9 protein-coding genes are annotated in these 14,694 nt (G+C 42.4%); 4 read left to right on the top strand and 5 right to left on the bottom strand.

The window, feature by feature from the left end; all coding sequences use genetic code 11:
- Nucleotides 1–43: 43 nt before the first annotated feature.
- Entirely contained in the window at nt 44–1,156 is a 1,113-nt protein-coding gene (locus IPZ60_RS06165; RefSeq protein ID WP_194196977.1) for an aminoglycoside phosphotransferase family protein, read from the bottom strand.
- A 389-nt stretch (nt 1,157–1,545) separates the two neighbouring features.
- Between IPZ60_RS06165 and lptD the strand changes: the two genes are divergently transcribed.
- Together lptD and IPZ60_RS06155 are read left to right on the top strand one after the other, a co-directional pair.
- On the top strand, nt 1,546–4,707 hold the full coding sequence (gene lptD, locus IPZ60_RS06160; RefSeq protein WP_194196976.1) for an LPS assembly protein LptD: 3,162 nt from the start codon (nt 1,546–1,548) through the stop codon (nt 4,705–4,707).
- A 245-nt stretch (nt 4,708–4,952) separates the two neighbouring features.
- Nucleotides 4,953–6,353, top strand: a complete 1,401-nt coding sequence (locus IPZ60_RS06155) for a peptidylprolyl isomerase (protein ID WP_194196975.1) — start codon at nt 4,953–4,955, stop codon at nt 6,351–6,353.
- Nucleotides 6,354–6,958: 605 nt separating this feature from the next.
- Here IPZ60_RS06155 and IPZ60_RS06150 read toward each other — a convergent pair.
- Nucleotides 6,959–8,074, bottom strand: coding sequence for an endonuclease/exonuclease/phosphatase family protein (locus tag IPZ60_RS06150; protein WP_194196974.1), 1,116 nt, complete (start codon nt 8,072–8,074; stop codon nt 6,959–6,961).
- A 430-nt stretch (nt 8,075–8,504) separates the two neighbouring features.
- On the opposite strand from IPZ60_RS06150, the gene asd reads away from it, so the two are divergent.
- Nucleotides 8,505–9,638 (top strand): aspartate-semialdehyde dehydrogenase, encoded by a 1,134-nt coding sequence (gene asd / locus IPZ60_RS06145; protein ID WP_194196973.1) that lies wholly within the window; start codon nt 8,505–8,507, stop codon nt 9,636–9,638.
- A 139-nt stretch (nt 9,639–9,777) separates the two neighbouring features.
- Here asd and IPZ60_RS06140 read toward each other — a convergent pair whose 3' ends face one another.
- Nucleotides 9,778–10,437: a heme-binding protein gene (locus IPZ60_RS06140; RefSeq protein WP_194196972.1), complete on the bottom strand. Its 660-nt coding sequence runs from the start codon at nt 10,435–10,437 to the stop codon at nt 9,778–9,780.
- Between the two features lie 371 nt (nt 10,438–10,808).
- On the opposite strand from IPZ60_RS06140, the gene tgt reads away from it, so the two are divergent.
- Nucleotides 10,809–11,960, top strand: a complete 1,152-nt coding sequence (tgt, locus tag IPZ60_RS06135) for a tRNA guanosine(34) transglycosylase Tgt (RefSeq protein ID WP_194196971.1) — start codon at nt 10,809–10,811, stop codon at nt 11,958–11,960.
- A 142-nt stretch (nt 11,961–12,102) separates the two neighbouring features.
- Here tgt and IPZ60_RS06130 read toward each other — a convergent pair whose 3' ends face one another.
- Both IPZ60_RS06130 and lpxA read right to left on the bottom strand, forming a co-directional pair.
- Nucleotides 12,103–13,455 (bottom strand): sodium-dependent transporter, encoded by a 1,353-nt coding sequence (locus IPZ60_RS06130; RefSeq protein ID WP_194196970.1) that lies wholly within the window; start codon nt 13,453–13,455, stop codon nt 12,103–12,105.
- Nucleotides 13,456–13,762: 307 nt separating this feature from the next.
- Nucleotides 13,763–14,542 carry an acyl-ACP--UDP-N-acetylglucosamine O-acyltransferase gene (gene lpxA / locus IPZ60_RS06125; RefSeq protein WP_194196969.1) on the bottom strand — a complete coding sequence of 260 codons (780 nt, stop codon included), beginning with the start codon at nt 14,540–14,542 and terminating at the stop codon, nt 13,763–13,765.
- Nucleotides 14,543–14,694 lie beyond the last annotated feature (152 nt).

Here is a 14,694-nt window from a genome sequence, read left to right as displayed (position 1 = left end):
GTGTGAGTTTTAAGCTCTCGAGATGCTAATATGATAAATAAATTTAGATATACTGTTGCACAAACTTATGCTGATATGCAGGCAGCACGGTATCCACAAACCATTTATTAAATGGTAGTAGTACTTGTTGCAAGCTATCACTCCCGTGTTTGCCAAGCCACTCTAGCTCAAAAACTAGATCACTCATTACTTTAGGAATATCTGCTAAATAGCGGTCTTTGCCATCACGCTCAGACAAACGGATAAAAATCCCCAGTACTTTTAGATGACGCTGCACGCCCATCACATTGACATCATTTTCAAACTGTTGCGCACTGGCAGCTGTGGTTAGCTCTGCTTGCTGCTGTAATTGCCAAAAGTCTTTCATCCATTCAGATATTTGACGCTCCGGCCATTCAACATAAGCATCACGTACCAATGACACCAAATCATAGGTGTAAGAGCCAACCACTGCATCTTGAAAATCAATCACACCCAAGCGCGAATGGTCTGCTTGATCCTGCATCAGATTGCGACTGTGATAATCACGATGGACGATGACTTGTGGCTGCTGCAAAATCTCTTTCGTCAATGCTACTTTTAAATTGTCCCACAACGTCTTATCAAGTGCTATTCCGATATAGGGTATAAACCAATCCGTAAACAGATCCATTTCACGATCCAACAACGCCGTATCATAATCTGGTAATTGGTGCTGAGATTTTGCTGTCTCAACAGGTACGGCCTGTAGTGCGACCAACGTCTGCATTGCCAATTGATAGTACTCGTTCACTTGAGTAGATGGCGCATCAACAAGTAAATGGGCGAACTCTACCGCACCAAAGTCTTGTAAGACCAAAAAGCCTTTGGTCACATCTTGCGCGACAATCGCTGGTACATTAATAGCAGGTGCCATCAATTTTGCGACGTTAATGAACTGACGCATGGCATCTTGTTCATCAGCAGAATCCATGACAATATAATTCAACGCTCCATTACCATCATCTTTTGGTAGTTGAATACGGTGATATTGGCGGGCGCTGGCATCACCAGGCAGGCTATCTAAGTTAAATCTTTTACCTGTAAATATCTGCTGCAACCAGCTCTCTAGCTGCTGTAAGCGACTATTTGTTTCGGTATCAGTCATGTTCGGCTCTAAAGTTAGTTTGTCAGTCATAATGGGCATCGCAGGTTAAATATAAGTCGTAAACAATTAAAGTAGTGATAAGTCAGGCAAAACCTTGTTAAAATGGTGAAATCTTGAGCCACAATAACTGCTATAACAAGTATATTGAGTTATCATTCAATATTTAGCGCTAAGCATAATCTCGGCAATCATTCGAAAAGCAGCCTAGCTATATTATAAATTTTGGTAAATAGTGTAGCTGATTTGGTTTTTTTTGACTATGATTAGTCGTCATTATATGTAAAACACTCAAATTCTTGAGATCGCTATTAGCAATTAGTGATTTTTTAGTCGTTTATTAACTGCTATACCTTGTTCAATAATGCGGCTACTAAGCTCAGTATCGCAATCCAATAGGCTCTGCAATCATAGGTGTGCCCTTGTTATATTCTCCGCTTTACCAAAGCATTCGCGTGATCTTATTTGGCGCCTTAGGCTTATCTAGCCTAGCCGTTAATGCTGCAATCAGCGATGCTGACACACAAAAAACTGCGCCGATCCTCACCGATAGTAGTACACGTTACATATCTAAAGCAGCGCCTAATGCTAATAGCAATATCAATCAAACGCCTGATTATAGTGATATCAACTATCAAGCGAGTCAGAGTCCAAAGACTACTGCTGCAAACAAACAATCGCAACAGGCAGCCGTCGCTGCTAAAACTACTATTGATGACTCAACTTTAACCAACGGCATTAATAGTATTGATACGGCTGCAAATGTTAGCACTTTAGATAGCAGCTCTTTTAACAATAGCGGCCTCAGTGATAGCTCTGTCAATAATGACAGCTTTTTCAATACTGGGAGCGCCATTAGTCAAGACACCCTAGATGACAGCTCTCTAGAAGTCACTGCCATTAAAGACAGCGACAATAAAGACGGCGATAATCAAGACAGTAACAATTCCGCTTTTGTACCAGCACTCGATACTCAGAAAAGCATTGCCGCTACACAAAGTAATGATACCAGCACGCCTAAAGCTGCAAAAAACACCAACAAGCTTGATTTAAATGATGAAAGCATTCAAGACAGCTTAATGCGCTTGGCAGAGTTCTATGAGCTAACACCTGATACTGAGGTTCCAACCGCTGATAGTATGGTCGACACAACCAGTCCTCAAGTCATTCCTAAAGTCGGTAAGAACTTACAGATACCGATACGTACTGTAGATAGCTCACAACGCTGTGAAGGCCAATGGGTATATCCACATAGCAACCCTAATTATCAGCGTGCTGTCAATGAGGCTGGAGCAACTAATAGCCTAGAAAATAACCGAGCACCTCTGTTTACAGAATCGGACTATGGTTATTACGACAGCGTTGACTATGCTGAGCTCTCGGGTAATGTCATTATTAATCAAGGCACTCAGCAAATAGCAGCAGAAAAAGTCTCGCTAGATTTGAGCAAAGGTGTGGCAGCAGCCCAAGGCAACGTCATGTTTACTGACCAAGCGACAGGGCAAAAAGTACCACGGAATAATGTACCCAATCAGGCTATGAATAATACTCAAGCCAGTTTAAGTGAAAGAGCGTCACAAGGTGGCCTAATTGGCGTTGCAGACAGCTTGAACTACAACACGGAAACGGGACAATCAACCGCTGAGAATGTGGCTTTTGCTAGTGTCGATCTACAAGCACATGGCTATGCCAAGCGCTTAAACAGACCCAATGACAGTCACTACGAATTAGATGATGTCATGTTTAGTACCTGCCCGCCTATGAATCGAAAATGGCAGTTTGATGCCAAAACTATTGATTTAGATACTGAAACAGGCCGCGGTGAAGCTTACGACACAACGTTCCGTATCGCTGACATACCAGTATTCTATCTGCCCTATTTTAACTTCCCAATAGACAGTCGCCGCAGTAGTGGCTTCTTATTACCGAATGTCGGTATTAGTAGTGAAACCGGTCTTGAAGTTGATGTACCTTATTACTTAAATTTGGCACCCAATTACGATGCCACGCTCAACACCCATATCTACACTGATCGCAATCCCATGCTATCAGGTGAGTTTCGTTATTTGACCGAAAACTATGGGAAAGGTACGGTAACTGGTTCATACCTCCCTAATGATAACGAGTACGATGACGAAAATCGTAGCAGTCTGTTTTATGATCATACTTGGGAATCCAAGAGTATTCCGCGTTTGAGCGGGGATCTCAAATACAGCTATGTCTCGGATTCGGACTATCTGGATGACTTTGACACCCTTGGTTTATCCGATAGTACGGTAAATTTACCGAGACGTGCCCGCCTCAACTATTATAACGACTATGTCACTGGTGAGCTAAAAATCGAGACCTTTCAAACACTGGATGCTTTTGATAGCGATGGTGACGCACTAGAGGATAAAGACAAACCTTACTCTCGCCTGCCACAACTAATGCTGAACTACCGCATACCGACAAACAATAACTTTGAAATTACGGGTGTTAGTGATTCAGCATACTTTAAAAAATCTATCGATGATGGTTCTGAGACTGAAAAAAGCGGTACACGTCTTTATAATAAAATTAGCGCCTCTTACCCAATCGAATCTTCGTGGGGCTACATTAAACCAAAGCTGAGCCTACAACATCTCTATACGGCATACGACGAAGACAGCTTAGAAGATAGCTCGCTAAGTGCAGAAGATGGCAGTCTATCAGCGTTTGTACCGCAAGCGAGCATTGATGCCGGACTACATCTATACCGTGCCGGTTCACCATTTGGTGCGTTTGACGATACCATGGGTGGCTATCAGTTGCTCAATCCGCGATTGAAGTACACTTATGCACCATACGAAGACCAGAATGACATTCCTAACTTTAATACCCGTATTGCCTCAACCAACTATGAGCAGCTATTTTCGGACAGTTGGTTTTTAGGTCATGACCGCTTGCAAGACTTGCATGCTGTTACGCCAGGGATTAATTATCGTTACATCGATGCAACGGGTGTGACACGTTTCGATGGTAGTATTGCAGAGCAGTTTTATATCGATGATGGTCGCGTCACGCTTGCTGATGATGAACCTGTGTTTACCACGTCATCATCAGGCATGGTTTGGGATGCGAGTATCCAACCATATAATAACGTTTGGGTCGATGTGAACGGTGCATTGGACAATAGCTATGACTTAAACTTTATCACAACTGAGCTACGTTACCAGCCAACAGACAACAGCTTATTTAATGTCGGCTTTGTAAAGCGTCAAAGTGATACGAACACCAATCAGCTACCATTATCTGCCGTTACTGCATCAGCTATATTCCCTATCAATAGCAAATGGCGAATATTGACACAAGGCCAATACGATTATCGTAACAGCAAAATGCTTGATGCGCTTGTTGGGGTCGATTATGAAGACTGCTGCTTTGGTTTTGCCGTTTATGGCCGTCGTTATTATAATGACTTGGATGTTACCAATGAACCAACACAAGCAATCATGGCAGAGCTTAGACTAAGTGGTCTTGGTAGCGGTAATGGTAGTTTGACGCGTTTACTGTCTGAGAAGGTACGTGGCTTTGATACTGTGCAAACTGCGTGGAAAAACTAAGGTTTCTTACAAGGTCTGTTATAAAGCCAAAACTTTATGACAGACCGATAAGCTACTTAGCTGAACAAATTAAGAATGAGCGGCTAAATAAAGTCAGCCTATCCCATTACTCGCGTAGCTATCTATTTACGTGATACTATTTATCACATTATTATGGACAAGATTATTCAGTATATGATTATTAAAATATAATGGATATGGTTGACCAACTACCATCCGATGCGATGACATTGATGAGGAGCATCATGAGATTTTTTTCTGTACGTCAAACCAGCCGTGCTGTACTGTTTTCGATGGGTATGAGTGCAGGCCTTGTGCTTAGTCTCAGTGCCCAAGCTGCCACCGTAAAGCCTGCAGCGGCTAAAGCGACAACCAATGCTGAACAAAGCAACGTGAATCGCCTGACCCCAGCCAATAGCACAGACGGCATCATTGCATTGGTCAATGAAAATGCTATCTTAAAAAGTGAATTGGTTGCTGCTATTACGCAAGCTCAAGCACGTGCTCAAGCTGCTGGCGAGCCAATTGCCAACTCAGCTCAACTACAGTCTGAAGTGTTAAATGCACTTATCTTACGCGAGCTACAGCTGTCTATGATCAAGCGCTCAGGCCTAAAACCTGACGATGCCGCTATCAATCAGCGCCTAGGTCAAATTGCACAAGCAGAAGGACTGGGTAGTATCTCAGCATTGCAGCAACGTCTAGATGCAGCAAGACCTGGTAGCTACGCTGCTCTGCGTGCTCAGTTGATCGAAGATGCCTCTATTCAAGCATTGCAGCAACGTCAAATCAGTGATCGTGTCCGCATCAGCGAACAGGATATCGATGCATTTTTGGCATCTCCTGAAGCCAAGCGTTTGAACCAAAGTGAATATCAAACCATTCATGTACGCGTGCCTTACATCGATGACTATAGCCGTTTATCAGAGGCGCAGCGTGCAGAAGCATTAAAGGTAGCGGAAGCATTACGCACTCGCCTGCTCGTATCAGATGTCAATGTCACGGAAGCTGTGGCTGCTAGCCAAGGTAGCTATCCTATCCCACTACAAGGTGGCGATATGGGCTTTCACAAAGCGGCCTCATTGCCTACAGAACTATCAAGCCAAATTACCAAGCTTGACGTCGGTGCGGTTAGCGAACCATTAGTTACCCCTGAAGGTATCGATATCATTAAGCTTGCTAATAAAAAAGCCAGTGATACCATGCTGATACCGCAATGGCAAACTCGTCACATCTTGGTGAAAGTTGATGAGCTTCAGACTGATGCGCTTGCTGAACAAAAGATCAATGATTTATACGAACAGCTACGCAGTGGTGCTGACTTTGCTGGTTTAGCATCGACCTATTCAGATGATCCAGGTTCAGCTGGTCGCGGTGGTGATCTTGATTGGGTTAGTGAAGAGGACATGGTCGGTCCGTTTGAAGCTGTCATGAAAAATACAGCGGTTGGTGATTATTCTGCGCCTTTCAAGACCCAGTTCGGTTGGCATATCTTGAAAGTTGATGGTAAACGTGATCAGGACGTTAGTGAACAATATCGTCGCAATATGGCACGTCAAGCACTGTACCAACGCCTAGCACCACAAGCTCAAGAAGACTGGCTACAAGAGTTACGTTCTAGCGCTTATATCCAAGTACTTGGATAAGAAGCTACCGAATAGATTAACAACATAAATAGTTTTTTCGAAAAAGGGTACATGCCAATGCATGTACCCCTTTTTATTGATAAGCTCTCATTTTTAGAAGCTATATCAAAGAACTCTAAAATGGGTATAAGGCAGCCGACTGCAGATTGTACAAGCGGTACATCTAAGGATGGTAACGCCGTAGTGGTTTAGTAGTTCACCGACTATATCGTTTGAGAATGTTTTCTGATTCCTGATATTCTAATTTTCTATAAAACCCAAAAAATGAATCTTCAACGAATGAATTTTGTACACAAAGAAAAGCCCCGAACCTAGGGCGATTGGTTCGAGGCTTTAACGCTTCATGTTGTTATTATTTCCGTGTTGACTCATCCTAAGTCATGAACAGTAAACTATAAGACAGCGGGCTGACCTGAGCTTTTATTGATACTGTCTCAACACTGCATCCTTGCATATCCTTGTGTTGATGGTCGTATTGTAAGGCAATCAGTTTGATACAACTAGAGGCTAAAGACCTTATTTGACGTAAGCATATGCTTACGTTTTTAGACAAAGCTAGACAGTACAATAACTTATAACGTTAGTGCCTATTAGTCCAAAATCATTTACTCTTCTGCGTGTTCTTTTGATACCTTTTTACCTTCTTTTTTACCTTCTTCTATTTTATGATCCGTCTCTTTAATATCTTCTGCGTCCTTAGTAGGCGCATTTTGTGCTTGTTGACTGGTCTTTTCTGGCTCATATTGTAGCGTTGTCATAACAGGAAAATGGTCAGAGCCAATAGAGGGCATGCGCTTTATATTTACAACGGTAAAGCAGGCACTATGGAAAATATGATCTAATGCCCAACGCAGAAATGGGTAATTGACGTGGAAAGTATTGATAAAATGTCGGCCAATACGCGGGTCTAGTAACCCAGATATACGCTGAAAACGTCGAGTAGTCTTTGACCATGCCACATCATTGAGGTCACCTGCCAATATCGCCGTTTGGTCGTTCTCTTTTATGTGTTTTCCGACCATGAGCAGCTCGGCATCTCGAGTGGTAGATTTGTCTGCTTCGGTTGGACTGGGCGGCATAGGATGCAAGCAATACAACCAAATGACGCGACCACTTTGCAGGCGCAGCTGCGCATGAATGGAAGGAATATCATCAATCATCAAATATTTGACTTCAGGATCAATCAATTCAAGCTTAGAATAGAGATGCATACCATATAAGTTATCTAATGGAACCTTTACGGTATAAGGATAGTCAGATTCAATCTGCTGTAATGCCTTTTCCCATTTTCTATCACTTTCTAGCGTAATTAAAATATCAGGTTTTTTTTGCTTAACCAAATCAACCAGTTTTTGCGTATTATTGTTAGGCGTCAAAACATTTGAAACCATTATTTTTAGATGATTATCCTGCCCTTCTGGCTTGTCTTTTGCTTTCTCGACTTCTTTTTTCCACAATCTAGTATAAGGTAGTATCATTCTCAGCTGAAATGCTAAAGTGATACTTAAGACTAAGAACAGCAGCCACTGACCTAATGCCCACTCTGACCAAAATAGCAGCATCCCAATCCAAGCAATAGCACCTAGCACCATAATTTGAATGCGTGGAAACTCAACACCGCGCACCCACCAATTATCAAGTGGTATCCAACCCCAAATCGTTACGAAGGCGATGAATCCTGCTAGCCCCTGTAGGCTGTAATATAGTAGTGAGAGATCCATAATGTGTATTAACCGTCTATTAGGAGGATGACTGAAGAAGTGGCCCTGCTCATGACTTATTCAATAACAAAATATGGCATGGCTTGGTCTGAATTGAAGTTCTCTTCTAACCTTAGCATTTCACAATATTATAGACTACTAATGAGCAATCATGATGCGACAACTATCATAAAACATTACAATATTTGCAAGCTCATAATAACCATTATCGTATATGTCTTTTCTATAGTCATGATTGCTAGATATTATTAATATACGATGAGTTGTCTAAGGCATCGTGAGTGTCACTATTATGCTAATAACTTAAAGTTATAACGAACATAGTTAATAGTATATAGAAAACCGCTAAAACGCCTTGCTTTTTAGCGCTATTCACGGCATTGTTATCGGTTGGTGATGCAACAAATAATTGTAAATAGGATTGGATTTCATGAGTAATTTAACAGTAGGCTTGGTAGGCTGGCGCGGTATGGTTGGGTCAGTATTGATACAACGTATGCAAGAAGAAAATGACTTCAATGGCATCACACCTGTGTTCTTTTCAACCAGCAATGCAGGCGGAGATGCGCCAAGCTTTGAAGGTATTGAAACTAGCCAATTAAAAGATGCTCATTATATTGACGCACTTGCTGCTTGTGATGTCGTTATTACTTGCCAAGGTGGTGATTACACGTCAAAGGTACATCAACCATTACGTGATAGCGGTTGGAATGGTTATTGGGTTGATGCAGCGAGCACATTGCGAATGAAAGATGACAGCATCATCATTCTTGATCCGGTCAATCGCGCTGTCATCGATAGTGCCTTAGCCAATGGTAAAAAAGACTTTATCGGTGGTAACTGTACCGTGTCATTGATGCTGATGGCTATCGGTGAGTTGTTTAATAAAGGCTGGGTTGAATGGGTCAGCGCCATGACTTACCAAGCCGCAAGTGGTTCTGGCGCTAATAACATGCGCGAGCTCATCAGTGGTATGGGCGTATTACATGATGCCGTCCAAGACGAATTAGCTGATCCTGCAAGCGCGATTCTTGAAATTGATAAAAAAATCGCTCAGACTCAGCGTTCAGCAGACTTTCCTACTCAGTACTTCGGTGTGCCTTTGGCTGGTAGCTTAATCCCATATATTGATGTTCAACTAGAGAACAAACAGTCAAAAGAAGAATGGAAAGGTGGTGTTGAAACCAACAAAATCCTTGGTAATTCTGAAGCTGATAAGATTGCTATCGACGGTATGTGTGTTCGCGTTGGTGCCATGCGCTGCCATGCACAAGGGCTGACTATCAAGCTCAAAAAAGACATTCCACTAGAAGAAATCGAAGCAGCACTTAAAAGCAGCGGCAACGAATGGTTGGACTTGGTAGAAGATGACAAAGAAGCAACCATGAACCGTTTAACGCCAGTAGCTGTCACTGGTACTTTGACTGTTGCGTTAGGTCGTTTGCGTAAGCTGAATATGGGTCCTGAGTATCTAGGTGCATTTACCGTCGGCGACCAACTGCTATGGGGCGCAGCTGAACCATTACGCCGTATGCTTAATATCATCCGCGAGCAAAAAAACTAGACCAACTATCCAAAAATTTGAATACAAAAAAGACAGCGATTGCTGTCTTTTTTTATGAGCTTAGTTTTTATAACCCTATGAATTGTTAAAACAGATAAACAACATACTCATTAAAAATGATATCTTTGAACTGCGGCTACTATTTTGACTCGTAGGCGATCATCACCTCATTGCGGCGCAAAAATGGTAACGTCCAAGGTGGGTTATAACGTGCCAATTCGGGCTCACCTGTAGGCGTCAGATTCTGGTCTTGCATCCATGTTTGCAACGCTTCAGTTTTTTCCGCTACTTTGTCCTCTCCTGCGAGCCAAGAGAACTTAATCACACCATAAGTCTGTGCAGGCACTTCAATAATCTCAACATTTGGATTATTAGGCTTTGGTAACGTTTGCATGGTGTATTGACTTGGCATAGTGAACTGCACACGCCACTTTCCATTCTCCTGCTGCATGCTCACTGGTGCTGTCATCGCGATTTTCTGTGAGTCGGTCTCACTTTTTTTATTATTAGACTGCATGGTCACAGGCGCCGTCATGCTAATTTTACTATTGCCGCCCGTTGGTGCTGTATTATTACCAAAGATATAATCGGCTAACACTTTGAACCCTTCTCGACTAGCGGAATCTTGATCACCACTCACCCACGTTTGCGCCACGAGCTGCTCGTCATAACGACGCAGCTCAAAGTCGCCTGTTTGCGACAATAACGTGTACTCTGGCTCTTCTGTCTCAGCGGCCATCGCCCCTTTTGATATCAATAATAATCCGCCCATTAATAATAAATAACCTGTCTTTTTCATATTATTTCCCTAATTTCTTAAAATGTCGTCTAATGACGGTCTGATGACTTTGCGTGCGCCACCTGTATGATTGGTACTTTATCAATGACGACACTTGCTGTCTGTGTCTTTTGGGGTGCTGTCTGTGTTTTTTGGTTATGACAAAGCGATATTGACCAAAGTGTGTATCGAGCGTATATCGATGACACCCAATATCTATAGTTAAAGAACGCTAAAACGGGTACAAGGCAGCCGTCTGAAGATGGTACAAGTAGTACATTTAGGAAGGGTAACGCCGTAGCAGTTCAGTGATTCTCTGACTATATGTCCAAAAAAACCGCTAACAATGCTATAATTATCGCCATTTTCATAGCGTAAATAGCGATAATCATATGCAATTTGTCTTACACAAAACGGCCAGCGGTGACACGCGTGCACGCCGTGGTACAGTTCATCTCAATCATGGCGATGTGCAAACGCCTGCTTTTATGCCTGTTGGTACTTATGGTACAGTCAAGGGTATGCTGCCACGTGATATCGAGGCCATCGGTGCGGATATTATTTTGGGCAATACCTTTCATCTGTGGTTACGTCCAGGTACCGAGGTGATTGATAAGTTTGGCGGCTTGCATAAGTTCATGCATTGGGACAAACCTATCCTGACTGATTCAGGTGGTTTCCAAGTATTCAGTCTGGGTGCCATGCGTAAAATCACCGAAGAAGGTGTCGACTTCAAATCTCCTATCGATGGTGCTAAAGTATTTTTGTCTCCAGAAAAATCGATGCAAATTCAGTACAGCTTAAACTCAGACATCGTCATGCAGTTCGATGAGTGTACGCCCTATCCTGCCACTCATGACGAAGCCAAAAAGTCTTTAGAGTTGTCGCTACGTTGGGGACAACGCTGCGTGAATGAGCATAACAGACTGGGCAGTACCAATGCCTTATTTGGTATCGTACAAGGCAGTATGTATCCTGATTTGCGTCAGCAATCACTAGAAGGTCTGCTAAATATTGGCTTTGATGGTTATGCCATCGGTGGTCTGTCTGTTGGTGAGCCAAAAGATGAGATGATGGATGTCCTAGACTACCTTCCTGATGATATGCCAGCAGATAAGCCACGTTATCTGATGGGCGTTGGTAAGCCTGAGGATTTGGTTGAAGGCGTACGTCGCGGTGTCGATATGTTCGACTGTGTGATGCCAACGCGTAACGCGCGTAATGGACATTACTTTGTGACGGGCGATGCAGACAATGCTGGTGTGGTACGTATTCGTAATAGCCAATATCGCAACGATGAAGGCCCATTAGATCCTGAATGCGACTGCTATACTTGCCAAAACTTTAGCCGCGCTTATCTGTACCATCTTAATAAGTGTAAAGAGATGCTAGGTGCTCAGTTAGCGACTATTCATAATTTGCGCTATTACCAACGTTTGATGCAAGGTATCAGAGATGCTATCGAGCAAGATAAATTTGATGAGTTTGTGAACGAGTTTTATGCCAAACGCGGTCAAACGGTTCCTGAGTTAAACTTGCGTTAATCCTGTTTAATATTCACGACCGTATAATGATATCTGTTGAAATAAAAAAGGGCTTAAGAATAATCTTAAGCCCTTTTTTCTGCGCTGCTTTTATCACTTAATGATTATCGCCTAATGATTCAAATAATGTCAATTCTGACTATTATCCCATCAATGACGTCACAAATACTACAATAACAGCGATTGGCGCGATGAATTTCGTAACGATTTGCCACAGCTGCCATGTACCATTAGATAAACCAAGCTCTTGCTGAATGTTACGTTGATCCATTTTCCAACCAACAAATACAATTGCAGCTAGACCTGTTAGAGGTAATAGGAACTTACTTGTGAGTTTATCTAATGCATCAAAGATACCATTACCCATGATAGTAAAGTCAGACCATAGGTTGAACGATAGCAATGCTGCAATACCTAACAACCAGATTACTGTACTTGCCACGATAGTCGATACAGTACGACTCATCGACGTACGCTCTTCTAACAACTCAACAGTTGGCTCGAGTAATGAGATAGACGAGGTGATAGCAGCAAAGGTAATAAGCAAGAAGAACAATGCACCAATGATAGTACCCGCACCCATGCTACCGAAAGCAATTGGTAAGCTCACAAAAATAAGACCAGGACCTGATGCAGGATCTAGACCATTGCTAAAGATGATTGGGAAGATGGCAAGACCAGCAGCCAACGCAATAACCGTATCCAAAATAACAACGGTACGTGCTGTTTTTAGCAAGTTTACTTCACGGCCCAAATACGAACCATAAGCAACCATGATACCCATACCAATTGATAGGGTGAAGAATGCATGACCTAATGCTGCAAGCATAACATCAGCCGTTAGTTTGCTAAGATCTGGGGTAAACAGGTAAGCAACTGCTTCACCAAACCCACCGTTCATCACGTTATAACCAACAATAACGAACAGAATTACACCCAATAATGGCATTAAGATCTTAGCTGTTTTTTCGATACCACTTGTTACACCAATACCAACGATGACAGCGGTCAAAATCATAAATACCGTGTGCCAGATCGTCAATGTACCAGCTGATGCAAGCATAGCATCAAAGGTTGCAGCAACAGAGTCACTGTCTTGACCGGCAAAGCTACCTGTTGCAACTTTAGTAATATAGTTAAGCGCCCAACCACCGATCACACTATAGAACGATAGAATTAAGAAGCCACCCAAAATACCAGTAGCACCAATAATACCCCAACTACGTGACTTACCTTCAGACGCTGCTACGTCTGAAAAAGTATTGACTGGGTTTTTTTGTCCGCGGCGACCAATCAGCCATTCAGCAACCAAGATTGGAAAGCCAACTAGTGCAATACAGAATAAATAAGCAATAACAAAAGCTGAACCACCACTTTCACCCACCATATATGGAAATTTCCATATATTTCCCAAACCAACTGCTGAGCCTACTGCTGCCAACACGAAGCCAAAACTTGAGCTCCACTGTGCGTGTTCTTGTTTATTGATAGCCATTTTTCCATCCTCGTGCTTCAATTAATGTCACTGATAATCCTCCTTGATTATCATAAAAGCCATTTATAATAGTAGGCTATTTAATAAGCGCATCAATGCGAAACGCCCAGTAACATTAAGAAAGAATTGATTACAATACCGTAAACGCTCAGTTTCTGCTAAGCGACCAAAAAAGTCAAGTACTCATAAACATAAAAAACCATAACTAATAGTTATAGTTTTTTATGTTTTATTTAAAGTTAACAAGCGTTTGGCTGATTAGAAGATTTACACTATTACTAACTCTTAGCGTATTTTTATCCTACTTTTAACGTACCACGCCGCGACGGCTTTTCTGTAGTGAGTCAATGAGTAGTTGAATTTTTGGCTCTTTCGGCAACAGCTCATTGTTCAAAACTTCTAGCGCTTTTACGGTCGTCAAACCCGATCTGAAAATTGTACGATAGGCTTCGCGTAAAAAGTTGATAGTCTCTTTTGACCAGCCTTTACGGCGCATACCCTCGATGTTCAGACCATGCGCTTTTGCCGGATTACCAGATACCATCGTAAAGGCAGCCACATCTTTCAAAATCAGACTCGCACCACCAATTAAACTATAGTCGTCAACCGTACAGAACTGATGGATACCCGAGTTACCACCGATGATAGTATGATCGCCAATTGTGACATGCCCTGCCACACCGACATTATTAGCCAGCACATTATGATCGCCAATCACACAGTCATGAGCCACATGCGTATTGACCATCAGCAGATTATGGCTGCCAATTTTGGTCAGCTCACCATCTTGTGCTGTTCCACGATGTAAGCTACATGCCTCACGAATGGTATTATGATCGCCAATCTCAAGCCAGGTGCGTTCACCTGCGTACTTCAAATCTTGTGGATCTTCACCAATGCTGGCAAACTGGTAAATCTGATTGTGCTGACCGATACGAGTTAATTTAGTGACAACTACATGTCGGTGCAGAACAGTATGTGCACCAATGGATACCTCATCACCAACGATACAATATGGACCAATGGTGGCAGTCTCATCAATCTGAGCGGACGGTGAGATGAGTGCTGTTGAATGGATCTGACTCATAATGTGGGCCTTTGTATCATCTGATGCAAGTAAATGGTAAAAATACAGCCAATTTAGCGTTGTTTAAAAAGCTAAAACTGGCTCTGCTATTATATAAAATATTCAATGGTCATTCTGATTGTCCATCTCAACATAGCTATTTAGATGCTATC

It is taken from the genome of Psychrobacter sp. NG25 (assembly GCF_015234355.1).
Classification (GTDB): domain Bacteria; phylum Pseudomonadota; class Gammaproteobacteria; order Pseudomonadales; family Moraxellaceae; genus Psychrobacter.
The sequence above is the reverse complement of the archived record's forward strand: the minus strand, read 5'-3'. Positions and strand labels throughout refer to the sequence as shown.